Source organism: Thermosynechococcus sp. PP555, assembly GCF_031583225.1.
Lineage (GTDB): Bacteria > Cyanobacteriota > Cyanobacteriia > Thermosynechococcales > Thermosynechococcaceae > Thermosynechococcus.
This window is the reverse complement of the sequence record NZ_CP134168.1, coordinates 316,745-338,668: the sequence shown is the minus strand read 5'-3', so window position 1 is coordinate 338,668 and position 21,924 is coordinate 316,745. Positions and strand designations below refer to the sequence as shown.

Genomic DNA, 21,924 nt, shown 5'->3' with positions numbered 1-21,924 from the left:
CCTTCCACGCTGAGCTATCAATGCCGCAACCTGAGCCATGAAGGCGGCTTTTCTCCCTGATTCTAACCTATTCCAAAGGCCTTCGCTCTAAACTTGGCAGAGGCAGAGGGCAAACCACTGCTGAGGGTCGGTAAAGGCCTTGATCCATCGAAATCCAGCAGCCGTTAATGCCGCCTTGAGGGCAGCAAGATCAAACTTGCGGGAAATTTCGGTGAGAATCGGTTCACCCACAGTAAAAGTGCACTGAAAATCAAGGGCAGCCAAGGTAACGGTTTGCCGCTGCTGTGAATCGAGATACATTTCAATTTGCTGGGCAATCGGGTTATAGATGGCGCGATGGGCAAAGGCTGCGGGCTGAAAATTTCCTTGAAAGCGCCAGTTGAGGTGATGGAGGAGATTGCGGTTAAAGGCAGCCGTCACCCCTTGGGCATCGTTGTAAGCAGGGAGCAAAATACTCGTGTCTTTGATCAGATCCACGCCCAGCAGGAAATAGTCCCCGTCCCTAAGAACCCGATGAATCTGTTGAAAAAGGGTCTGGCATTCGCTGGGGGAGAGGTTGCCAATGGTGCTACCGAGAAAGCAGAGCAAGCGCCGAGGTGCCAAGGGGGGCGGTAGGTGCTCTAATCCCACTTGATAGGTACCGACAAGACCATGAATACTGAGCTGCGGATAGTCGGCAAGAAGAGCCATGGCACTGGTTTTGAGGATCGAGCCACTGACATCAATGGGACGATAGTACAGCCGAGGTTGTATGTGGGCATAGGCTGATAGGAGAAGGCGAATCTTGCGATCGCTGCCACTGCCCAGTTCCACCAGTTCACAGGCGCCCGTGAGTTGGGCGATCGCCCCGGCGGCGGTCTCTAAAATGCCCAATTCTGTACGGGTGGGGTAGTATTCCGGCAGCTCACAGATTTGCTCAAAGAGGCGTGATCCCGCAGCATCGTAGAAGTAGTAGGAGGGAAGAGACTTGGGTTGCTGAGTCAGACCTCGGATAACATCTTGGCCGTCCCGTTCTGTGGCGAGACTGGGTAAGTGGGTCAGGTGCAGGCGATCGCTCACAGGGAAAGCGGCTCCAGAATGTGCAGACCTTAAGATATTTTAGCCTTTAGCTGCTGCTCCAAACGCCGTCCCCACCACGCGATCGGCAAACTCATTAGCAGGTAGAGAATTAAGGCCAGCGCATACAGAGGAAATGGCTGGCTACTGTTGCGAATCACCCACACCCGCATCACTGAGGTTAAGTCCACGCCGGCAATCACACTGACAATAGTAAATGAGTGTATTTAGTGCTCCCCGCAAAAAGGCCGGCAGGGCAGCTTGGATCAGTTCCATCGAAGAGATTGGGTTACACCTGTTGCTCTAACTTAATGAGGGGTTCAGGGAGCTATCAGTCCCGCGCTCTACCTAAAAGGTGAGCTACATGGACTCCCCGCACTTATCGATTCGCCACCGCGACGCGGAAGCCAGCTACGATGGGGACGAGATTAAGTCTTTATCGTACACTACAGTCCAGTCATGTAATCCTCAATCGCCACCCACACCTCTGCACCACAGAGGACGGCACAGATGGTCAGACCAATGATGTCAAGGAGTTGATGCTCTAGCAAGTGTTCTGCGCGGGGGTCTTCTAGGGTTTTGACGTGGTCGAGCAGACGGGCAGAGGGTTGGCATGGTGGCATTCCCACAAACGATTGGCTTACTTTTCTACTATGCGTTTGCCCTAGAAATCCTCGTCCTAGGGTTGCGATCGCGCCCATCCCCTTGATATACTAGGCAAGCTGATTAAGTTGCCCTCGGCAAATCAGTGTATTTTTTGCACATTTTTGGTTGGACACCATCATCACTGTAGGTTGGGTATAGTTGCATGGCTCGATATCGTGGCCCTCGTTTGAGAATTGTCCGTCGTCTGGGTGAACTGGCTGGTCTCACCCGCAAAGCCCCCAAGCGGAGCTATCCCCCCGGTCAACACGGCCAAGCCCGCAAAAAGCGTTCGGAATATGCCCTGCGCCTTGACGAAAAGCAAAAACTGCGCTTCAACTACGGGGTCTCGGAGCGGCAACTTGTACGCTATGTGCGCAAAGCCCGTCGGGTCAGTGGTTCCACGGGGCAAACCCTTCTACAGTTGTTGGAAATGCGGCTGGATAACACTGTTTTCCGCCTTGGGATGGCACCAACGATTCCAGCAGCCCGCCAACTGGTGAATCATGGCCATATTCTGGTCAATGGCCGCAGTGTGTCTATTCCCAGCTATCAGTGCCGTCCGGGGGACGTGATTACCGTCCGCGATAATGAGCGATCGCGCCGCTTGGTGGAAACCAACCTTCAAAATCCCGGTCTTGCCAATCTTCCCAGCCACTTGGAACTGGATAAAAGCACCCTCACCGGCAGAGTCACTGGTATTGTCGAACGGCAATGGGTTGCTCTCCAAGTCAATGAACTCCTCGTGGTTGAGTACTACTCCCGCAAAGTCTAGAGTATCGCCGCCCTTCCTATGGCAGAAGCCTATCTTCTGGAAAAACTCCGCACTGTCGAGCAAACCTTTACAGAACTTACCCGTCGCTTGGCGGATCCCGATGTGGCGGTCAACCCAACCGAATTTCAGAAGGTGGCTCGCTCCCGTGCTGCCCTAGAGGAGACGGTGAACGCCTATCACGAATGGCAGTCCCTCAATCAGCAACTGGTGGATGCCCGCCAACTGCTTAAAGAAGCAGTCAATGAACCCGAGCTACGCCAGATGGCTGAAGAAGAAGTCGCGGATCTCAGCCGCCGCATTGCTGAACTGGAGGAACGCCTAAAAATTCTGCTGCTGCCCCGTGACCCCAATGATGATAAAAACATCATGCTCGAAATTCGAGCGGGTGCTGGGGGCGATGAAGCGGGAATTTGGGCAGGGGATTTAGTGCGAATGTACTCCCGCTACGCCAAAAGCCAAGGCTGGCAGGTGAGCTTAGTCAGTGAATCCCTTGCAGAAATGGGGGGCTTCAAGGAAGCCATCCTCGAAATCAAGGGCGATCGCGTCTATAGCAAGCTGAAGTTTGAATCCGGTGTCCATCGCGTGCAGCGGGTGCCTGTCACCGAAGCGGGGGGCCGAGTTCACACCTCTACGGCCACCGTGGCGGTAATGCCCGAAGTGGATGAAGTGGAAGTAGAAATTGATCCCAAGGATATTGAACTCACCACAGCGCGATCCGGAGGTGCTGGTGGCCAAAACGTCAACAAAGTAGAAACAGCCGTTGACCTCTTCCACAAGCCGACGGGTATTCGCATCTTCTGCACCGAAGAGCGTAGCCAACTGAAAAACAAGGAGCGCGCGTTCCAAATCCTACGGGCAAAACTCTACGAAATGAAGCTGCGGGAACAGCAGGAAGCCATTACCTCAATGCGTCGCTCCCAAGTGGGTACGGGCGATCGCTCCGAAAAAATTCGCACCTACAACTACAAAGACGATCGCGTCACCGACCACCGTTTGGGACAGAACTTTAGCCTCAGCAGTGTCCTAGAAGGGGATCTAGAACCCATTATTCAAGCCTGCATCAGCCGTGATCAGCAGGAACAACTGGCACAACTGGCTGCCGAACAAGCCTAGGAGGATCAAATGACCAAATTTGTGGCTTGGGGACGCTACTGTGAGGATGTCCTCGAACGGCGTGCCCCCCATCGCCAAGCACACCTCGACGGCCTTGCGGCTCAAAAAGCCCAAGGGGTGCTCATCACCATTGGTCCTACGAAAGACCTGCGCTACTTTTTTGCCATTTACGCGGCGGATAGCGAAGAGACCGTGCGCCAATTGATTGAAAACGACCCCTACTGGCAGCATCAGGTGTGGATAGAGTACAGCATTCATGAGTGGATCCAAGCCCTCTAAGGGCGAGGGCGGATCCGCAACTCACTTAGGGCGCAAGGGCATTGCCCCGCATCAGGCTACCAATCGTTTTTGCCGTAATTTTCAACTGCACTAAGGGATTAGCCGGCACCACCGTCTTGTAGAGGTAGCTATCGAAGGTCAGCTTCTGTACATCAATATCGCTACACATCTCCACAAAAGCCTCACGGGTGGCATCGGAGCGATAAAAGACCCGTTGCAGCAGATCTAACACTAGGTACGTCATGCCGTAGGCTTTGTCCCAGCGCTTCAGGTAGAGCTTGAGATCTGCTTCGGTGGGGATACGGCGACCGCTGTTGGAGGTCTCGACAATGGTTTCAGCGCACATGCGGGCTGACTTGGCGGCAAAGTAAATGCCTTCCCCAGAAGACTTGGTGACCGTACCGGCTGCATCTCCCACCAAAGCCACGCGACCGACCACCCGTCGCGGCCGCGGATGCTCAGGAATGGGGTGAGCCTCCACTTTAATAATTTGCCCCCCTTCCAGTTTGGCAGCAGCACGGGCGCGGATTCCCGCTTGCAACTCCCGAATGCGATCTTTGTTAATCTTCATGGTGCCGGTGCCCACGGCCACATGGTCATATTTCGGGAAAACCCATGCATAGAAGTCTGGGGACACGTCATCCCCCACGTACATTTCTGCCAACTCGTTGTAGTAGGTCATTTTGTCCTCAGGCAGGCGGATGCGCTCCTGATAGGCAATGGCGTAGTTGTAATCGCCGGCATCAATTTCCTTGGCAATGCGGGAATTTGCCCCATCGGCACCAATCACCACATCCACTTCAAGGGTCTGAGCTGTGCCATCCTCTTGGACATAGTGGAGGGTGTAGGGCTGATCGCTGGTGGCGGGCTGCTCCAGCTTAAAGACGGTGCCATTGATCAAGTTGGCGCCCAAATCCGCCGCCCGATTGCGCATAAAGCTATCGAGGACTTCGCGGCGACACATACCGATATACTCGTGGTCTTTGAGGGTATGGCCAATGTTCACCTCGATATTGGAGGGGGAAATCATCTTCATTTTGCGCACGCGGCGGTCAATGATTTCCGGCGGCAAGTCAAATTCACTGACCATGCACAGGGGGATCGCACCGCCACAGGGCTTGGCATTGTCTAATTTACGTTCAAAGAGATAGGTCTGGATTCCGGCTTTGGCTAAGGTTTCGGCGGCTGAGGAACCCGCTGGACCACCACCGACCACTGCTACCCGAAGTGACAACGGACGACTCCCAATTTTGGCTAACAAACAACAGTTTGGATACTATCACGGCAATTTTTTGTCTTCAAGGATTTAATCCCGAAAAGCCGCATCTGTAACAGTTTTCAACATTTGGCCATCGTTGATCCGTTAGGATAGATCTATCTATGGATTCAGAATTGATCCAGCGTGCGGACTGTAGCAGAAGCTACCCAATTTGTCTCTCGCGGTGGAGAATGGTATCATTTGCGAGGTTGTAAAACTTACACCATTTCCCAGAGAAGTTTAAGGTAGGGCATTCACATGGCATCGTCTCCTGTTGCGCCCGTTGTTTTGATGATTTTGGATGGCTGGGGCTATCGCGAAGAGACCTACGGTAATGCGATCGCTAGCGCCAATACGCCTGTTATGGACAGTTTGTGGCAAGCCTACCCCCACACATTGATTTACACCTCTGGGAAGGCGGTGGGACTCCCCAAAGGTCAAATGGGTAACTCCGAGGTGGGGCATTTAAATATCGGTGCTGGGCGCATTGTGCCCCAAGAGTTGGTGCGCATTTCCGATGCCGTTGAAGATGGTAGCCTCTTTAGCAATCCCGTCCTTGTGAAGCTCTGCCAAACTGTGAAGGAGCGCAAGGGCAAGCTGCATTTTATCGGTCTGTGTTCTGCAGGCGGGGTGCATTCCCACATTGATCACCTCTACGGCTTGGTGGAACTGGCCAAGCGCTATGAGTTACCGGCCTGTATTCATGCCATTACCGATGGTCGCGATACACCCCCCCGCGATGCCGCAGGTGTCCTTGAGGAATTGGAGCAACGCCTGAAAACCATTGGCTGCGGACGAATTGTGACGGTGAGTGGTCGCTACTATGCCATGGATCGCGATCGCCGTTGGGATCGTACCGAGGCGGCCTACCGCGTCATGACCAGCAATGAAAATATTCAACCCCTGCAGGCGGTGGATGTCGCCATTAAGTCCTATGCCCAAGATATTGGCGATGAATTTATTGTCCCCACGCGCATTGCTGAAGGAGCCGTTGAACCCGGCGATGGCGTGGTGTTCTTTAATTTCCGTCCCGATCGCGCCCGCCAGCTCACCCAAGCCTTTATTGACCCTGACTTTAGTGGCTTTGAGCGGACGCTAATTACGCCCTTGGAATACGTGACCTTCACCCAATACGATGCCAACTTTAACTGTGGTGTCGCCTTCCCGCCCCAAAACCTCAATCATATCCTTGGGGAAGTGATTGCCGAGCATGGCCTGAAGCAATTGCGGGCAGCGGAAACAGAAAAATATGCCCACGTCACCTATTTCTTCAATGGCGGCCTTGAGGAACCCTTCCCTGGCGAAGATCGCATTCTCATCCCCAGTCCAATGGTGGCCACCTACGATCAAGCGCCAGCCATGTCTGCCCTTGCCGTCACAGAAGCGGTTAAGGAGGCTATTGAGAAACAGGAATATGCCCTAATTGTGGTGAACTTTGCTAACCCCGATATGGTGGGGCACACGGGGCAATTAGTGGCAACAATTCAAGCCATTGAAACCGTGGATCACTGTGTAGGCGTATTGGTGGAAGCAACAACAAAGGTGGGGGGCACGCTGCTGATTACCGCTGATCATGGCAACGCTGAGTACATGATTGACGAGGACGGTAACCCTTGGACGGCTCACACCACTAACCCCGTTCCCTTCATCTTGGTGGAAGGGGAGAAACGCAAAATCCCCGGCCATGCTACAGATGTGAGCCTGCGAGAGGATGGGTGTCTGGCGGATATTGCGCCAACAATTCTGGAAATTTTGGGGCTGCCTCAACCCCCTGAGATGACCGGGCGATCGCTGATTGCCAGTGCCCCCTATGAAACGCGCCTCAATCGCACCCCAGTCTCTGTGAAGGTCTAAGGGCATTCTCAACCCAAGAGCGACGGCAGAAAATTTTAAGAAATCTTAAAATAGGAACAGTGCTTGTCCTGTTTTTATGGCCACGTTTCGCTCCATTCTGGGTTACTATCGCGCCTATCGGGGGATGGCGATCGCCAGTATGACCGCAGCTAGTCTCTGCGAACTGGTGGATTTGCTCGTGCCCTATGCCATTGGTCAAATTCTCAACCTGCTCTCGCAACAACCCCTCGATCCGCCAGTGGTGGCGATCGCCCATACGCTGCAAACATGGACGGGCTGGAACAATGCCTTTGGCGTCAATCTCACCGTTCTCGGCAGTATTGTCTTTTTGGCCACTGTGGTGCGTGCCCCAATTCAACCGTGGCTGGGGGTATGGTTCCACTGGTGGATTGCCTTGGCTGCCCGCCGCGACCACACTCGCAAAGCCGTCGAGAAAATTCTGACGCTGCCCCTAGAATTCTTTGAGGAAAACAACCCGGGTCGCATTGCCAATCGTGTTAGCAAAGGGATTTCCAACCATACGTGGAGCTATCCCGAAATTGCCGGTCAACTGATTCCCAAACTGGTACGGGTGCTGGGGATTGGCGTGATTGTCTGGTGGCTTGATTGGCCGATCGCCCTTGGGTTGTTGACCTCCTTTACTGTGATTCTGGTGCTGACCCTGCGCACCCTGCGACGGATCATTCAAAAGGAAGAAATTCTCGACAGCCACATCGAAAGCACAGAAAGCCGCACCTCAGAAATCATTACCAATATCAAAACCGTCAAGGCCTTTGCCACGGAAGCCCGTGAACTCGCTCGTCAACAGCAGCGCCTCGATCGTGAGTTCAAGATGGTCATTGACCGCATCCATCGCGGCTATATGCACCTGATTACTTGGCAGGGAACCGTAGTCCAGTTCTGTCTTTTCAGTTTGTTGGGGTTTTCCCTAGCAGCCACAATCGCCGGCCGGGTCTCGATTGGTCACTTTATTACGATTTACACCCTTGCCAGTATGGCCTATGCCGAAATTACCCCCCTCTCGCAGGTGTCGGAGGTGTTTGCGCGCCGCTATGCCTCCATTTTGCGCTTCCATGAATTTATGGAATTGCCCCCCGGTCGCGATGCCATTGATCTGGAGCAACAGGAGATTCCTAGCCTGAAGTTTTCGGGCAAAGTGGATTTTCAGCACGTTTGGTTTAGCTACACGCCAGGGCGTCCCATTCTGCGGGATATTAACTTACTGATTGAACCCTGCCAAACGGTGGCCTTGGTGGGGCGATCGGGTTCCGGGAAATCCACCTTGATCAAGCTGCTCTTTCGCTACTTCCAGCCGGATCAGGGGCAGATTCTCATTGATGGCCAAGATATTCAAACCCTCGATGTCCGCGCCTATCGCCGTCGTTTGGCCATTGTCCACCAAGAGGTGGATGTCTTTAATGGCACCCTCTGGGATAACCTCACCTATGCCAACCCCGAGGTCAGTGCCGACGCCGTCTATGAGGCCTGTGCCATTGCGCGGGTGGATGAATTTGTGCAGCAGTTGCCTTTGGGCTATCGCACAATTGTCGGTGAACGGGGGTTGCGGCTTTCGGGGGGACAGCGGCAGCGCCTAGGGATTGCCCGTGCCCTCTTGGCGGATCCCGATGTGTTGATTTTTGATGAAGCGACCTCAAGTCTGGATTATGAATCGGAGCGGGAAATTCAACTGGCCCTGCGCTCCATTACCGGCACTCGCACAATGATTGTGATTGCCCACCGCCTCAGTACGGTACGGGACGCCAATCAAATTGTGGTTTTGGATCAAGGGACGATTCGCGAGCAGGGAGACCATGAGACACTCCTCGCCCAAGGGGGGTTGTATGCCCATCTCTACTCGATTCAGCGCGATCGCGCCCCCCATGCCTAACTGAGATCGACACCAAGGAAGCGATCCAAAAGCCGATAGCGCCAAAAAGCCCGCAAGACCACCACCCATAGCAAGACAATCAGCACAATCAATGCCCATAGTGACCACGACAGGGGTTCCAACTCGGCCACTGCCCGTAGGGTCGGCGAGAAGCTGATGATCAGGAAGGCAGCCAGCAGAGCTAAAACCACAGCAACATAACGCCAGTTGCCCACTAAAGGCGAACCGCCAACCCATGTGGGATGGGGAGGTTTGAGAAACAGGACTAAACAAAGGGAGGCCAGCATCAGGGTCGTCACCAAGGCCGTGCGGGCGATCGCCACACTCTGCCCCAGTTCTAAGAGCACCTCGCGGCCATTCAACAGCGTTGGATCAAAGCGTCCTTGGAGCAATTCCACAAGGGGCGTCAGTTCCCGTGCTAACACCCCCAAGTACATGAAAATGGCCAACAGTGCGAGGCTTAGGGTGGCGGGGATGACAAAGTGCAACAATGAACGAATCAGCGATCGATGGGGACGCGGCCCCGGCACTGCCCAAAAAGCCACCGCCAAGGTCGGCAGACCCACTCCCCACAGGGTGAGCAGGCTATTGTGCTTAATCAACAGCGGAAAGGCGCGCCCTGCCATAACGGTGACTAGACAAAGCAAACTAAAGCTAAACACCCGCACCAGAAAGAGCTTCGTGACATCTTGAATGCCGTTGTAGATGCGCTGTCCTTCCCGAAAGGCGGCTGGTAAGGCGGCAAAGGAATCCGCAAGCAATACAATATCAGCCACATTCCGGGTAATGGCACTGCCACTTTCCATAGCAATTCCCACGTTGGCCTGCTTCAGGGACAGCACATCATTGACACCATCGCCAATCATGGCCACCTGATGCCCAAGGGCGCGTAGTCGAGTCACGAGTTTCGCCTTTTGCTCGGGGGTAATGCGACCAAAGACCGTGGCTTTCTCGGCCATTTGATCAAAGCTGGGATCATCCATGGCGGCCAAGTCTGCGCCGGAGATGGCGATCGCCCCATCATCGAGACCCACTTGTTTCGCAAGGGCAACAACGGTTTCCGCGTGGTCGCCGGAGATAATTTTGATTTGAATTCCGGCTTGCTGAAAGCGTTCTAGAACCTCACGGGATTGGGGTCGCAGGCGATCGCCCACCCAAATCACTGCTAAGGGTTCTAGGTCTGGGGGCAAGAGGGCAGTCTCCTGCCGCTCATTCCATTGCGGATCACTGCGACTACGGGCAAAAAGAAGCACCCGCAGTCCCTGCTGCCGTCCGCGCCGCAGCAACTCAGTCGTACCAGAAGGAAGATCATCGGTTGTAAAGAGAACATCCGGTGCCCCCAAGATAAACGTTTCCGAGTCCTGCCACGCTGCGGCACTCCACTTATAGACCGAGGAAAAGGGAATCTCAAGGCGTAGGGGTTGGGGAGTTCCCTCAAAGGCCTCTGTGAGGGCAACAAGGGTGCGGTTCGGAGCACTAACACTGGCGGTAAACGTGGCAAGAGCTGCTTTTGTCTTTTCCTCTGTCTCGGTGAGGGCGTACCAGCTATGGAGTTCAAGGGCATTGGCTGTAAGGGTTCCTGTTTTATCAAGGCAGAGAATATCGACGCCACTGAGGGACTCAATGGCATTCACCTGCTGCACCAAGACATTGGCACGGGAGATGCGCAATGCCCCCAAGGCATAGGTCAGGGTAATGGTGAGATACAAGCCCACGGGGACAAGACCCGCCACCACTGCCGCCGTTTGCACACTCATTTGTAGGGTGGTCAGGCGTACCAACAGCGAAAGCAACACCAATAGCCACAGGAAAATGGCAAGGGCAAGGATGACGCGAATAATCAGGTTAATTTCCCGTTGCAGGGGGGTCAGTTTGTGGTGGTAAGTTTTGGCGGCAGCAGTTAGTTGATGGGCGGTACTGGCTTCCCCCACCTGTTCGGCGACATAGGCAGCGGCACCGCGCACACAAAAGCTCCCAGAGTACAGGCGATCGCCCGCTTGCTTGGAGATGAGATCCGACTCCCCTGTGAGCAAGGACTCATCCACTTGGATCTGTCCATCACCAACGACAGTGCCATCGGCAACGATTTGATCCCCCGGCTCCAAAAGGAGAATATCCCCTTCTACGACTTCTGCCGGATCAATAATGGCCTCTTGGCGATCGCGCAGCACCTTGACACGGGGACGGGTGAGGAGGCTAATTTCATCCAACTGCCGTTTGGCGCGAATTTCTTGCAGGATGCTAATGATGGCATTGAGAAACACCACCACGATGATGGCGGCCACATCTCCCGGACGACCTAAAAAGAGCAAAATGACGCTAATAAAAGCAAAAACCCCATTGATAAACGTGAAGAGGTTTTCCCGCAAAATGTCGCCATAGGTGCGATTGCTTTCACTCGCTTGACGGTTAATGCGACCTCTGGCTTGCCGCTCCGCCACTTCCGCCGCTGTCAGACCCGTCAATGGTGCTGTCATACCCTAAGTTTCCGCTGATTTAACCACAAACACCGAACAGGGGGCATCCGCCACAACGGCGCCACTTACTGAGCCTTGCACAACCCGCTCAACCCCCGTGAGGCCGCGACTCCCCAGCACAATCAGGTCTGCCCCATAGATATTGGCCAAGCGTAAAATTTCCTCGACGGGGTCACCGGTAACAATTTCAATTTCCGAGTCACAGGGGAGGTGGCTTTGGAACTGTTGTAAATGCTGCTCAATACTGCGGTAGGTGCCCATTTGCGGATGCAACGAGGGGCGATCGGCACTGACCCCAAACCCCGACTCCACCGGTGAAATCACATGACTGAGAATCACTTGGGCATCTGGGTCAAGATTTAACTGTGCCACCGCTGCCATCACCCGTGCCGATAACTCACTGGTATCGAGTGCCACTAAAATTGTTTTGAACATGCCTGTGACTCTGTACTTGCAATCTCCTAGTCTGCCACAAGAGCGCAAGTAGCGGTCAAACTGCCCTTCTGGATAGCTATTCGCAATGATTATTAACCACACCTATCGGTTTATTTTCCTGAAAACTCGTAAAACTGCTGGCACCAGTATTGAAATTGCCCTCTCCCAGTTTTGTGGTAGTCAGGATGTCATCACACCGATTCGCTGGCAGGATGAGCGCATCCGTCGTCAATTGGGTTATCCAGAGCCTCGCAATTTTCGTGCTCCCTTGGTTGACTATCGGTTGTCAGACTGGCTCGCTCTCTTTTATCAGGGGTCTAAGCGCAAGTGTAACAATCACTTCACGGCTGCCGAAGTTAACAACGCGATTAATCCCGACATTTGGCATAACTACTTTAAGTTTTGCTTTGAACGTAATCCCTTTGATAAGGCAATTAGTCGCTATTACTAGGAAATTCCATCGGCAACCCCAAATGAGGTATAGCTCCTTTGAGCATACAAAAGGATGACGAGGGGAAATTAAGTAAAAGTACTCAATGATAATGTCAACATTTGTTACAAACGTTACTGGGGATCATAAGACTTGTGGAGAATCCCCATCAAATGCTGACATTTCCTCGCATTCCTAAGGGGATCGCAGTAGCTTGAGTATCAGTACAGGACAGCAGGTGAATGTGTTGTGACGGTGTCGGGCGGTTATAAAAATGCCTGGATGAGTACACCAAGGAATTGTTCTGTCAAGACTGCAAACCCTATCCAAGAGTGCCTATGAAAGTTGGGGTCGTTAAGGAACGCGAAGTGGGTGAACAACGGGTTGCCCTGATTCCCGAAGTCGTTGCCAAGCTGGTGCAGCAGGGGTATCACCTCTGTGTGGAGTCTGGTGCAGGGGATATGGCTCACTTCAGCGATGATGACTACCGTGCAGCAGGTGCGGAAATTGGTTACTCCATTGAAGAGGTCTGGGGCGGTGTGGATGTGCTGCTCAAAGTGGCGCCGCTGCGCGATCGCGAGGTGGAGTGGATTCGACCCGGCACCACCTTAATTAGTTTTCTCAATCCCTTGGGCAATCCATGGCAGATGCAACACTTGGCAGAGCGGCAGATTACTGCCTTTGCCCTCGAGTGTATTCCCCGCACGAGTCGCGCCCAGAGTATGGATGCTTTGTCTTCCCAAGCAGCAGTGGCAGGGTATGCGGCGGTGTTATTGGCCGCTTCCCATTTGCCGCGCTTTTTCCCGATGTTGACGACGGCAGCGGGTACGATTCCCCCCGCCAAGGTGTTTGTGATTGGGGCAGGGGTGGCTGGCTTGCAGGCGATCGCCGCCGCGCGGCGTTTGGGAGCCGTGGTTGAAGCCTTTGATATTCGCCCAGCGGTCAAGGAGGAAGTACAAAGCCTCGGTGCCAAATTTGTCGAAGTTAACCTTGAGGAGGATACGGTTGCTGCCGGCGGCTATGCCAAAGAGGTTTCTGAGGCGGCGAAGCACAAAACCCAAGAGGCGATCGCTGCCCATGTCCACAGTGCCGATGTGGTCATTACCACTGCTCAAATTCCCGGCAAGCCTGCCCCTCTTTTGGTGACAGAACGGATGGTGGCCAGCATGAAACCGGGTTCGGTGATTGTGGATTTAGCCGCTGAGCAGGGGGGCAACTGTGCCTGCACAGAACCGGGGCGCTCTATTTGTCATCAGCGGGTCACCATTATTGGCCCAATTAATCTGCCCTCGACAATGGCGGTGCATGCCAGTCAAATGTATGCCAAAAACATTTCGACCCTTCTGAAGTACCTCACCCCCCAAGGGGAATTGGTCTTGAACTTTGGCGATGACATTGTGGATGCCGCCTGTGTCACCCATGAAGGGCAGGTTCGCAACCCACGGGTACTGCAACTGCTGCATCCTGCCCAAACCTTGGCAACAACGGTTTAGAGATGTCCCTAGAGGATTCGTTCTATGACAGATCCCATTCTTGTCGGTCTGATGATTTTTGTCTTGGCCAGTTTCATTGGCTTTGAGGTGATTAACAAAGTTCCCCCCACCCTGCATACCCCCTTGATGTCTGGTTCCAATGCCATTTCGGGGATTGCCGTAATTGGTGCCCTACTGATGGCGGGGAGTGGGCACACCACTTTAACGGTGGTCTTGGGATTTATTGCGACAGTGCTCGCCACGATTAATGTGGTGGGCGGTTTTTTGGTCACGGATCGCATGTTGCAGATGTTTAAGCGGTAGGAACCATGGATTGGCTAACACGCATTGAAGAATTGAGCTATCTGGGTGCTGCGGCGCTCTTTATCCTCGGTTTGAAAAAACTGGGGTCTCCGGCCACGGCCCGTCAAGGAAATCGCCTTGCCGCCTTGGGGATGTTGATTGCGATTGTGGTCACGCTCCTCGATCGCCAGATTATTAGCTATACGGGCATCCTAGCGGCCATTGGCCTCGGCAGTGTCATTGGCGCGATCGCTGCCTACAAAGTGGAAATGACGGCCATGCCCCAGATGGTGGGGTTACTCAATGGCTTAGGAGGGGCGGCCTCTGCCTTGGTGGGCATTGGGGAATTTTGCCGCATCGTTGCGTTGGGTGAACCGCTGACCCCCAGTACGCTGATCACCATTCTTTTGGGGGTGCTGATTGGGGGTGTCACCCTTACTGGTAGCCTTGTTGCTTTTGGTAAGCTTCAGGGATTGATTTCGGGAACCCCGATCATTTTCCCGATGCAGCAGGCGATTCACCTCGGCTTGCTGGTGGCTTTCTGGGTGGCCAGTGGCTGGGTGTGGTTGCATCCAAGTCAGATGCCGATTTTCTGGAGCCTAGTGGCGATCGCCAGCATTTTGGGGGTGCTCTTTGTCCTGCCCATTGGCGGTGCTGATATGCCGGTTGTGATTTCCCTTTTGAACTCCCTTTCGGGCTTGGCTGCCAGTGCTGCGGGCTTCATCGTTGGCAACAGTATGCTGATTATCGCGGGTGCCTTGGTGGGAGCTGCGGGGCTGATTCTGACCCAAATTATGTGCAAGGCCATGAATCGCTCCTTGGCCAATGTGCTCTTTAGTGGCTTTGGTAGCTCGACCACAGGCAGTGCTGAGGGTAGTGTTCATGCCACCGCGAAGTCAGTGCGCACCATTGACCCCGAAGAAAGTGCGATGATGCTGGGTTATGCCAAATCTGTGGTCATTGTTCCCGGCTATGGGATGGCGGTTGCCCAAGCGCAGCACAGTGTCAAAGAACTGGCAGATCAACTGGAGCGGCTGGGTGTGGATGTCAAATACGCGATCCACCCGGTGGCAGGTCGCATGCCTGGTCACATGAATGTGCTGCTTGCCGAAGCCAATGTCCCCTACCCCCAACTCAAGGACATGGAGGACATTAATCCAGAGTTTGAGCATGTGGATGTGGCACTGGTCATTGGTGCCAATGATGTCGTGAATCCAGCCGCGCGCACGAACCCCGGTAGCCCTGTCTATGGGATGCCCATTCTCGATGTGGATCGGGCACGACACACGATTGTGATCAAGCGCAGTCTCAATCCGGGCTTTGCCGGTATTGACAATGAGTTGTTCTACAAGGACAGAACGCTGATGCTGTTTGGCAATGCCAAGGAAGTGCTCAATCAACTCATTGCTGAGGTCAAACACCTTTAGGCAGTTGCCCTAGCCACGCGACGGTCAAAAACAGGGGCAATTTCTGCTAGGTCAAACTGATCAAGGCGATCGAGCACCCAGTGACAACGACGCTGGAGCATGTGAAAGGGATAGGTGTGCGCGACCCCCAAGACTTTGACACCAGCTTCACGGGCGGATTGCACCCCCACCAAGGTGTCCTCGATCGCCAGACAATCAGCGGCTGTGAGATCGCCCCCTAGGGCTTGCAAGGCTGCAATGGCACGGAGATAGGGGTCGGGATAGGGTTTACCGCGTTCTACGCTTTCGGCACTGATAATGCAGTCCACAATGCCAGTCAAGTTTCCCCGCTCAAGAGCCAAGTCCACATCGGATTGCAGGGCACCGGTGACAATGGCAATTTTCAATTGCGCAGCATGGAGTTTCGCCAGCAGGGCGATCGCCCCCGCAAAGAAGGGAAAAGGCTCCATATTGGCTAGGCGTGCGCGGTAGGCAGCTGCCTTTTGTGCCACCAGTTTGTCGAGATAGGCCGGGGTCACTGCCCGGCCGCGGCGACTGAGGAGATTATCCAAACAGGCGCGATCGCTGCGTCCCAAGCAAAAGAGATCGTATTCCCCCCGCTGGGGTCGCAAGTTCTCTTGCAGCAGAATCTCATCAATGAGGGCGGCATGGATCGCCTCATCATCAAGGATCACCCCATTGAAATCCAATAAGACTGCCTTCAGGGGCATAGTTAACTGCGCTACTTGTGTGCCAACTCTGGGAATAACTGCTGAATCCGTGCTTGGAGTTGCTCCGCAGCGCTGAGGTGCGCCATCTCTGCTGGGGGTCGCATGAGGGATTCTCCCACCAAAATTGCCTTGGCTCCCGCTTGGGTCACCCGCTCAACATCAGCGCGCTGATGAATGCCCGATTCACTGACCACGAGGATGTCGCGATCGCGCAGTTGCGCCCCATAGGTGGCCAAAAGCTGTTCAGTGGTGGCTAGATCAACACTAAAATCCGTCAAATTGCGATTGTTGATGCCCACCAACTGTACGTCCTCCAGCTCAAGTACCCGTTCCATCTCCTCGGCGCTGTGCACCTCCACTAATGCGGTTAGCCCCAAGCCATGGGCAATGCGCAGGAAATAACGCAGATCGCGATCCGAGAGAATGGCAGCGATTAAGAGAACCGCATCAGCGCCCCGCAACCGCGCTAAGAACATTTGGTAGGGGTAAATGATAAAGTCCTTGCACAGCAGTGGCACGTCCACCACTTGGCGAATTTGAGCCAGGTACTCAAAACTGCCTTGGAAAAACTCACTGTCCGTTAGGACGGAAAGGCAAGTCGCGCCAGCGGCAACATAGGCTTGGGCGATCGCCACCGGGTCAAAGTTGGGGCGAATCACCCCTTTACTGGGAGAGGCCTTCTTGACCTCGGCAATCAGTGCTGGCTGGGTGACAGGGTTTTGCAGCGCGGCGAAAAAGGAGCGTACGGGTGGTGCATCGAGTACCTGACGTTGCAAGTCCGGCAGGGGGAGCACTTCCCGCAGTTGCTCTACCTCCTGTTCCTTGTGCCAAACGATTTTCTCAAGGATATTGCGGGGAGCCTCATCGGCCACCGGTACTTGGTAGTGGAGGTTGCGAACGGTTACAGCGGGATTAGGGGGACGCCGGCGAATTTGCATGATGAGTGTCGTATGGAGTTGCAACAGTTGAACACTAAGATAAATCACATTGGCTGTACTAAACCATTCTCCCTTAGTCCTTATTTACAATCTGAGTTCGGATGGCCATTGGCGTTTGGGTTTTAGGCGATCAACTGTGGCAAGGGCAATCAGCCCTGCAAAGCTGTCCAACCCCTGTGCCCGTCATCCTCATTGAGTCCCGCCAATGGGTGCAACAACGCCGCTACCATGCTCAAAAACTCGTGCTGGTGTGGTCGGCCATGCGCCACTTTGCCCAAGAACTCGAGGCAGCCGGTTGGCCGGCGACTTACGCGATCGCCCCCGACTTTGCTACCCCCTTGCGACAGTGGATTGAAGCTCACCATATCCACGAACTGCGGATCATGCAGCCCAGCGATCGCCCCTTTCGGGATCTGATCGCTACCCTCGATCTCCCCTGTACCATTAAGTTCTTGCCCAACAATCACTTTCTCTGGTCAGAAGCAGAATTTCAGGACTGGGCGAAGGGTCGCAAAACGCTGGTCTTGGAGTATTTCTACCGCGCCGGTCGCCAACGGTTTCAAATTCTCATGGACGGCAAATCCCCCGTGGGTGGCAAGTGGAACTACGATGCCGAAAATCGCCAACCGCCGCCTACTCGCCTCAAACCGCCACCACCGCTGCGCTTTTCTCCCGATCAGATCAGCCAAGAAGTCATTGAGACAGTGCGCCAAGGCAACTTTGACACCTACGGCCACATCGAACCCTTTGACTGGGGAGTCACCCGCGCCCAAGCGCTGCAGGTCTTGGAAAACTTTATTGAATACCGCTTGCCCCAGTTTGGCCCCTACCAAGATGCCATGGTGGCAGGAGAAGAGACCCTATGGCACAGTTTGCTGTCCCCCTATTTGAACCTAGGGCTATTGCACCCCCAAGAAGTGATCGATGCTGTCTTAGCCGCCTATAGGGAACGGCCGCTGCCCCTCAACAGTGTGGAGGGCTTTATTCGCCAAATTCTCGGCTGGCGTGAGTATATGTATGGTCTCTATCACTACCTTGGTGCTGACTACTGCCAGCATAATTTCTTTCAGCACACTCACCCCTTACCGACGTTCTTTTGGCAGAGCGATCGCACCACCATGAACTGTCTGCGCCACGTTCTGCAGCAAATTGAGCGCACAGGCTATGCCCACCACATTCAACGGCTGATGATCCTCGCCAACTTTGCCCTGATTACTTGCTTGTCTCCGCAAGAAGTGGAAAACTGGTTCCACAGCGTGTTTATTGATGCCTACGACTGGGTGATGCAAACCAATGTTTTGGGAATGGGCTTATTTGCCGATGGCGGACGCTTGGCCTCCAAGCCCTATGCGGCGTCTGCTAACTACATTCAGCGCATGAGTAATTATTGCCAAGGGTGCGCCTATGATCCCAAGCAACGAGTGGGCGATCGCGCCTGTCCCTTTAACTTTTTTTATTGGCACTTTCTAGCCCGGCACCGCAAAATCTTGAGTCGCCAAGGACGCATGAGCATTATCCTCAAAAATTTGGATAAACTGAGTGCCACAGAAACGGCAGCCATTCAACAGCAGGTGCAGCAGTGGTATGCTGAAAATTCATAGCCTCGAAAATAAAAAGTGTATTCTACATAACATTCATTTGCCATACGTCTTAAATTTAATCCGAAGTCAGTGAATCTGGAATAAACGAAAAATTCGGGTATTTTGAAATCTAGTGGGAATCGAACTTAACCAAAAGATAACCAAAAAATAATTTCCTCCTACTCTTAAGTCGAGATAATTTAAGTGAGGTAAAGCAGAGTACAGTCTTCACGCTAAAACAATTGAATACTCATTCTGGGGGACAATCAAATGAATGAGACAGTCAATATCCAACTGTCTGCAGCCGCTACATTGGCTGACTTACCCTATTTTTCCTATCAGGTTTCCCCTGAAACCATCTCTGAAAAAGTGGCTGATGAATTTCAACGTTATCCTGAGCTACCGGGGGTACTGGTGGTGGCAGGCGATCGCGTCATCGGCATGATCTCCAAGGTCAAGTTTTTTGAGCGCATGAGCAAGCAGTTTGGTCGCGATCTCTACTTGCCGCGCCCGATCAAATTGATTCCAGAAATTGCCGCCCCCCAAGTACCTCCCCTTGTTTTGATGGCACGCACTCCTGTGGAAGAAGCCGTGGAACAGGCCTTGAGTCGCCCCCCCGCCTTTGTCTACGAACCCGTGGTCGTGCGTAAGGGCAAGCAACTGGTGTTGGTGGATATGCGGCTGATCCTGATTGCCCAAGCGCAAGTGCTGAGCAAGAAAAATCTCTTCATTCAGCAGCAGCACTTCCACACCCAGCAACTCCTTGAGAAGTTAAAGGTGGAAAAAGAGCGGAACCAAGACTATGCCAAGCGCCTTGAAAGCGAGCTGACCCGCACCCAACAGATGAACGAAGCCCTAGAGCAGCAGGAGCGCTCTGTGCGTGAGCAAGCGGAGCGGATTGCCCAACTCAATCAACGGTTCATCTCCATTAGCCAAGTTCTTTCCCAGCGGGGGCGCAAAGCCTTTCAGCAAACCTTCACCGGGGTTAACCAAATTAGCCGTCACACAGCGGAGGTTTATCGCCTCAGCGAACGGCTAAAACAGGACGTGGAAATTATCGACCAAGCCACCCATCAAATTGCTGAGATTACCCGTCAGGTGAAACACCTTGCGGTGCAGGCGGGGCTGATTGCCAGTCGCAGTGGCCAGCAGATGGCTGGTTTCGATTTTATCAGTGAGGCAATTAACAAATTGGCCAACCAAGTGGTCTTTGCCAACCAACAAGTAGAGGAAATGGCCAATCATTTTCGCCATCACATTCGTGAGGTTGTAGAGTCCACCGCCTCTGGGGAAAAAATCGCGCGATCGCTCCTCAGTCAAGTGGAAGATACCCAACAAGCCATCCAAGAACTACAAGCGCTACTGGATACTGAGGAAGCCACGACTCAGACAGAGACCATGCCAGCGGCAGCAGTTGCTTAGGGCAGCCCGTGGATTTAGACCCTCGCCGCGGGGTATCGTGAATTTAGTCCATTGATTTCTATCTCGCCTATTCAGGATGCCCCAACCCACTGTGATTCTCCATGGCGGCGCCGGCAGCTCGCTCCAAGACAAAGGCGGTCTCATTCCCGTCCGCCAATCCCTGCATGCCATTGTCAGCCAAGTGGTTCAGACCCTAAAAGAAGGGGCAACGGCGATTGAGGCAGTGGTTTTGGGGTGTCGGCTCCTAGAGGATGAACCGCGCTTTAATGCAGGCACGGGGTCTGTGCTGCAATCCGACGGTCAAATTCGCATGAGTGCCTCGCTCATGGATGGGCAGCGGCAGCGCCTCAGCGGTGTCATTAATGTCTCACGGGTGAAAAATCCCATTGACCTTGCGCATTGGTTGCAACAGTGCCCTGACCGTATTCTGTCCGATGTGGGAGCAGCAGAGCTCGCTCGTGAATTGCAGCTTCCTGTGTATCAACCCCTCACGGATCAGCGACTCTACGAGTGGCTCGAGGAACGCAAAGGCAATTTCCAAACATCGATGGCCGGAGTCGTGGCTGAGGAGGCAAGGCGGGGCACGATTGGTGTTGTGGTTTTAGATCAGCAGGGACACTTGGCCGTGGGGACTTCCACTGGCGGCAAGGGCTTTGAGCGTATTGGGCGGGTCAGTGACTCCGCAACGCCAGCCGGCACCTATGCCAACAGCTTAGCAGCAGTCAGTTGTACTGGCATTGGTGAGGATATTCTGGATGAGGCGCTGGCCACGCGGATTGTGGTGCGCGTCACCGATGGGCTTTCCCTTGAGGCGGCCTTTGAAAAATCCTTTCGGGAAGCCGCGAGTCGGCAACGGGATTTTGGCGCCATTGGCCTCGACCATCAAGGGGCGATCGCCTGGGGCAAAACCTGTGATGTCCTGCTGGCGGCCTACTGGAATGGCATCACCATTGGTGACACCTTAGACCTACCCCCCGGCCTGCAGGTGGGCGGCCAAAAATAATTTATCCTTGCTGTCAAGTTTTTTTATTGCCAGCTCAATGCAATTGGCTGCATCTGTTAGGGTAAAGGCCTATAATTTTAAGTGTTTTTACATTTGGCCGATGTCCCTTGAGGGAACCCTATGACCAATACGACCTCGCCTGCCATCCTCAATCCAATTGCTCGTCCTGAAGTTCCCCAAGAACTTGCGGAAAATATCATCCTTACTTCCCTCAACGATGTTTATGACTGGGCACGGCTATCGAGCCTATGGCCGCTCATGTATGGCACTGCCTGCTGCTTCATTGAGTTTGCGGCCATGATTGGCTCGCGCTTCGATTTCGATCGCTTTGGCTTGGTGCCCCGCAACAGCCCCCGTCAGGCGGATTTGATCATCACCTCTGGCACCATCACGATGAAAATGGCACCCGCCTTGGTGCGCCTCTACGATCAAATGCCCAATCCCAAGTACGTGATTGCCATGGGTGCCTGCACGATCACAGGGGGGATGTTTAGCTCTGATTCTTATTCCGCCGTGCGTGGTGTGGACAAGCTGATTCCCGTGGATGTCTATTTGCCCGGCTGTCCGCCCCGTCCAGAAGCGATCATGGATGCGATCGTCAAGCTGCGCAAGAAAATTGCCAATGAGCATATCAGTGAGCGCGGCAACCTTGCCCAAACCCATCGCCTCTTTACCGCCAAGCACAAGATGAAGCCGGTGCCCCCTATTCTCACCGGTCAATATCTCAATGCCCCCAGCCGCCAAGCGCCGCCTCCAGCCCTTGCGCAAGCCATGGGAATGGCCGTTCCTGCCCTTGGGGAAGCCGTGAGCGAAACCCGCACCGTTGCAGAGTAGTTTGGTCATCGTTGGTGAAGAGGTAGCA

The 21,924-nt window shown here is 53.9% G+C and carries 21 protein-coding genes; 13 read left to right on the top strand and 8 right to left on the bottom strand.

Translation table 11 applies throughout. From position 1 onward, the window contains the following. Positions 1-87: 87 nt before the first annotated feature. The 3 genes from egtD to RHH27_RS01510 all read right to left on the bottom strand — a co-directional run bounded on the left by egtD (position 88) and on the right by RHH27_RS01510 (position 1,679). The gene (gene egtD / locus RHH27_RS01520; RefSeq protein WP_206200773.1) at positions 88-1,059 is read right to left on the bottom strand and encodes an L-histidine N(alpha)-methyltransferase; all 972 of its coding nucleotides are present in this window, start codon (positions 1,057-1,059) and stop codon (positions 88-90) included. 29 nt (positions 1,060-1,088) lie between these two features. Then, a complete protein-coding gene (locus tag RHH27_RS01515; protein ID WP_302678671.1) occupies positions 1,089-1,247 on the bottom strand; it encodes a hypothetical protein in 159 nt (52 codons plus the stop codon). Between the two features lie 255 nt (positions 1,248-1,502). Further along, the gene (locus RHH27_RS01510; protein ID WP_225901682.1) at positions 1,503-1,679 is read right to left on the bottom strand and encodes a transposase family protein; all 177 of its coding nucleotides are present in this window, start codon (positions 1,677-1,679) and stop codon (positions 1,503-1,505) included. 185 nt (positions 1,680-1,864) lie between these two features. Here RHH27_RS01510 and rpsD point away from each other — a divergent pair, with 185 nt between their 5' ends. From rpsD to RHH27_RS01495, 3 genes are read left to right on the top strand one after another with little or no spacing between them, the layout of a single operon-like run. Further along, positions 1,865-2,473, top strand: coding sequence for a 30S ribosomal protein S4 (rpsD, locus tag RHH27_RS01505; protein ID WP_181495092.1), 609 nt, complete (start codon positions 1,865-1,867; stop codon positions 2,471-2,473). Between the two features lie 18 nt (positions 2,474-2,491). Further along, positions 2,492-3,586 (top strand): peptide chain release factor 1, encoded by a 1,095-nt coding sequence (prfA, locus tag RHH27_RS01500; RefSeq protein ID WP_149821148.1) that lies wholly within the window; start codon positions 2,492-2,494, stop codon positions 3,584-3,586. A gap of 9 nt (positions 3,587-3,595) precedes the next feature. Continuing rightward, positions 3,596-3,865 carry a YciI family protein gene (locus tag RHH27_RS01495; protein ID WP_302677106.1) on the top strand — a complete coding sequence of 90 codons (270 nt, stop codon included), beginning with the start codon at positions 3,596-3,598 and terminating at the stop codon, positions 3,863-3,865. A 25-nt stretch (positions 3,866-3,890) separates the two neighbouring features. On the opposite strand, the gene chlP is transcribed toward RHH27_RS01495, so the two are convergent. Further along, positions 3,891-5,099: a geranylgeranyl reductase gene (gene chlP, locus RHH27_RS01490; RefSeq protein ID WP_206200768.1), complete on the bottom strand. Its 1,209-nt coding sequence runs from the start codon at positions 5,097-5,099 to the stop codon at positions 3,891-3,893. A gap of 282 nt (positions 5,100-5,381) precedes the next feature. Between chlP and gpmI the strand changes: the two genes are divergently transcribed. Further along, on the top strand, positions 5,382-6,977 hold the full coding sequence (gene gpmI, locus RHH27_RS01485) for a 2,3-bisphosphoglycerate-independent phosphoglycerate mutase (RefSeq protein ID WP_302678670.1): 1,596 nt from the start codon (positions 5,382-5,384) through the stop codon (positions 6,975-6,977). A 76-nt stretch (positions 6,978-7,053) separates the two neighbouring features. Then, positions 7,054-8,865 (top strand): ABC transporter ATP-binding protein, encoded by a 1,812-nt coding sequence (locus RHH27_RS01480; RefSeq protein ID WP_302678669.1) that lies wholly within the window; start codon positions 7,054-7,056, stop codon positions 8,863-8,865. On the opposite strand, the gene RHH27_RS01475 is transcribed toward RHH27_RS01480, so the two are convergent. Further along, on the bottom strand, positions 8,862-11,342 hold the full coding sequence (locus RHH27_RS01475) for an HAD-IC family P-type ATPase (RefSeq protein WP_302678668.1): 2,481 nt from the start codon (positions 11,340-11,342) through the stop codon (positions 8,862-8,864). The genes RHH27_RS01480 and RHH27_RS01475 overlap by 4 nt on opposite strands. 3 nt (positions 11,343-11,345) lie before the next feature. Further along, positions 11,346-11,777 (bottom strand): universal stress protein, encoded by a 432-nt coding sequence (locus RHH27_RS01470; RefSeq protein ID WP_206200764.1) that lies wholly within the window; start codon positions 11,775-11,777, stop codon positions 11,346-11,348. An 85-nt stretch (positions 11,778-11,862) separates the two neighbouring features. On the opposite strand from RHH27_RS01470, the gene RHH27_RS01465 reads away from it, so the two are divergent. The 4 genes from RHH27_RS01465 to RHH27_RS01450 all read left to right on the top strand — a co-directional run bounded on the left by RHH27_RS01465 (position 11,863) and on the right by RHH27_RS01450 (position 15,409). Then, on the top strand, positions 11,863-12,228 hold the full coding sequence (locus RHH27_RS01465) for a sulfotransferase family 2 domain-containing protein (protein WP_206200763.1): 366 nt from the start codon (positions 11,863-11,865) through the stop codon (positions 12,226-12,228). Positions 12,229-12,545: 317 nt separating this feature from the next. Continuing rightward, on the top strand, positions 12,546-13,700 hold the full coding sequence (locus tag RHH27_RS01460; protein WP_302678667.1) for a Re/Si-specific NAD(P)(+) transhydrogenase subunit alpha: 1,155 nt from the start codon (positions 12,546-12,548) through the stop codon (positions 13,698-13,700). Between the two features lie 24 nt (positions 13,701-13,724). Next, positions 13,725-14,003, top strand: a complete 279-nt coding sequence (locus RHH27_RS01455; RefSeq protein WP_206200761.1) for an NAD(P) transhydrogenase subunit alpha — start codon at positions 13,725-13,727, stop codon at positions 14,001-14,003. 5 nt (positions 14,004-14,008) lie between these two features. Continuing rightward, the gene (locus tag RHH27_RS01450) at positions 14,009-15,409 is read left to right on the top strand and encodes an NAD(P)(+) transhydrogenase (Re/Si-specific) subunit beta (protein ID WP_302678666.1); all 1,401 of its coding nucleotides are present in this window, start codon (positions 14,009-14,011) and stop codon (positions 15,407-15,409) included. Here the strand turns inward: RHH27_RS01450 and RHH27_RS01445 are convergent. After that, complete coding sequence (locus tag RHH27_RS01445) at positions 15,406-16,119, bottom strand: HAD family phosphatase (RefSeq protein WP_302678665.1); 714 nt, start codon at positions 16,117-16,119, stop codon at positions 15,406-15,408. The two genes, RHH27_RS01450 and RHH27_RS01445, sit on opposite strands and share 4 nt — an antisense overlap. Before the next feature lie 11 nt (positions 16,120-16,130). Then, on the bottom strand, positions 16,131-17,057 hold the full coding sequence (trpC, locus tag RHH27_RS01440) for an indole-3-glycerol phosphate synthase TrpC (RefSeq protein ID WP_206200758.1): 927 nt from the start codon (positions 17,055-17,057) through the stop codon (positions 16,131-16,133). 101 nt (positions 17,058-17,158) lie between these two features. Between trpC and RHH27_RS01435 the strand changes: the two genes are divergently transcribed. The 4 genes from RHH27_RS01435 (at position 17,159) to ndhK (ending at position 21,896) form a co-directional block, all read left to right on the top strand. Then, a complete protein-coding gene (locus RHH27_RS01435) occupies positions 17,159-18,658 on the top strand; it encodes a cryptochrome/photolyase family protein (RefSeq protein WP_302678664.1) in 1,500 nt (499 codons plus the stop codon). A 249-nt stretch (positions 18,659-18,907) separates the two neighbouring features. Further along, positions 18,908-20,059, top strand: a complete 1,152-nt coding sequence (locus RHH27_RS01430; protein WP_302678663.1) for a hypothetical protein — start codon at positions 18,908-18,910, stop codon at positions 20,057-20,059. Positions 20,060-20,135: 76 nt separating this feature from the next. Further along, positions 20,136-21,062, top strand: a complete 927-nt coding sequence (locus tag RHH27_RS01425) for an isoaspartyl peptidase/L-asparaginase (RefSeq protein WP_302678662.1) — start codon at positions 20,136-20,138, stop codon at positions 21,060-21,062. Positions 21,063-21,182: 120 nt separating this feature from the next. Further along, positions 21,183-21,896, top strand: a complete 714-nt coding sequence (ndhK, locus tag RHH27_RS01420) for a photosynthetic/respiratory NAD(P)H-quinone oxidoreductase subunit K (RefSeq protein ID WP_302677095.1) — start codon at positions 21,183-21,185, stop codon at positions 21,894-21,896. Positions 21,897-21,924: the final 28 nt, after the last annotated feature.

Bases quoted from the DNA above. Each gene is read 5' to 3' on its own strand.
- RHH27_RS01480 (WP_302678669.1), top strand. From the start codon at position 7,054: ATGGCCACGTTTCGCTCCATTCTGGGTTACTATCGCGCCTATCGGGGG.
- RHH27_RS01425 (WP_302678662.1), top strand. From the start codon at position 20,136: ATGCCCCAACCCACTGTGATTCTCCATGGCGGCGCCGGCAGCTCGCTC.
- RHH27_RS01455 (WP_206200761.1), top strand. From the start codon at position 13,725: ATGACAGATCCCATTCTTGTCGGTCTGATGATTTTTGTCTTGGCCAGT.
- prfA (WP_149821148.1), top strand. From the start codon at position 2,492: ATGGCAGAAGCCTATCTTCTGGAAAAACTCCGCACTGTCGAGCAAACC.
- RHH27_RS01450 (WP_302678666.1), top strand. From the start codon at position 14,009: ATGGATTGGCTAACACGCATTGAAGAATTGAGCTATCTGGGTGCTGCG.
- RHH27_RS01475 (WP_302678668.1), bottom strand. From the start codon at position 11,342: ATGACAGCACCATTGACGGGTCTGACAGCGGCGGAAGTGGCGGAGCGG.
- RHH27_RS01435 (WP_302678664.1), top strand. From the start codon at position 17,159: ATGGCCATTGGCGTTTGGGTTTTAGGCGATCAACTGTGGCAAGGGCAA.
- RHH27_RS01445 (WP_302678665.1), bottom strand. From the start codon at position 16,119: ATGCCCCTGAAGGCAGTCTTATTGGATTTCAATGGGGTGATCCTTGAT.
- RHH27_RS01470 (WP_206200764.1), bottom strand. From the start codon at position 11,777: ATGTTCAAAACAATTTTAGTGGCACTCGATACCAGTGAGTTATCGGCA.
- rpsD (WP_181495092.1), top strand. From the start codon at position 1,865: ATGGCTCGATATCGTGGCCCTCGTTTGAGAATTGTCCGTCGTCTGGGT.
- ndhK (WP_302677095.1), top strand. From the start codon at position 21,183: ATGACCAATACGACCTCGCCTGCCATCCTCAATCCAATTGCTCGTCCT.
- RHH27_RS01465 (WP_206200763.1), top strand. From the start codon at position 11,863: ATGATTATTAACCACACCTATCGGTTTATTTTCCTGAAAACTCGTAAA.
- gpmI (WP_302678670.1), top strand. From the start codon at position 5,382: ATGGCATCGTCTCCTGTTGCGCCCGTTGTTTTGATGATTTTGGATGGC.
- RHH27_RS01495 (WP_302677106.1), top strand. From the start codon at position 3,596: ATGACCAAATTTGTGGCTTGGGGACGCTACTGTGAGGATGTCCTCGAA.
- RHH27_RS01430 (WP_302678663.1), top strand. From the start codon at position 18,908: ATGAATGAGACAGTCAATATCCAACTGTCTGCAGCCGCTACATTGGCT.
- trpC (WP_206200758.1), bottom strand. From the start codon at position 17,057: ATGCAAATTCGCCGGCGTCCCCCTAATCCCGCTGTAACCGTTCGCAAC.
- RHH27_RS01510 (WP_225901682.1), bottom strand. From the start codon at position 1,679: ATGCCACCATGCCAACCCTCTGCCCGTCTGCTCGACCACGTCAAAACC.
- RHH27_RS01460 (WP_302678667.1), top strand. From the start codon at position 12,546: ATGAAAGTTGGGGTCGTTAAGGAACGCGAAGTGGGTGAACAACGGGTT.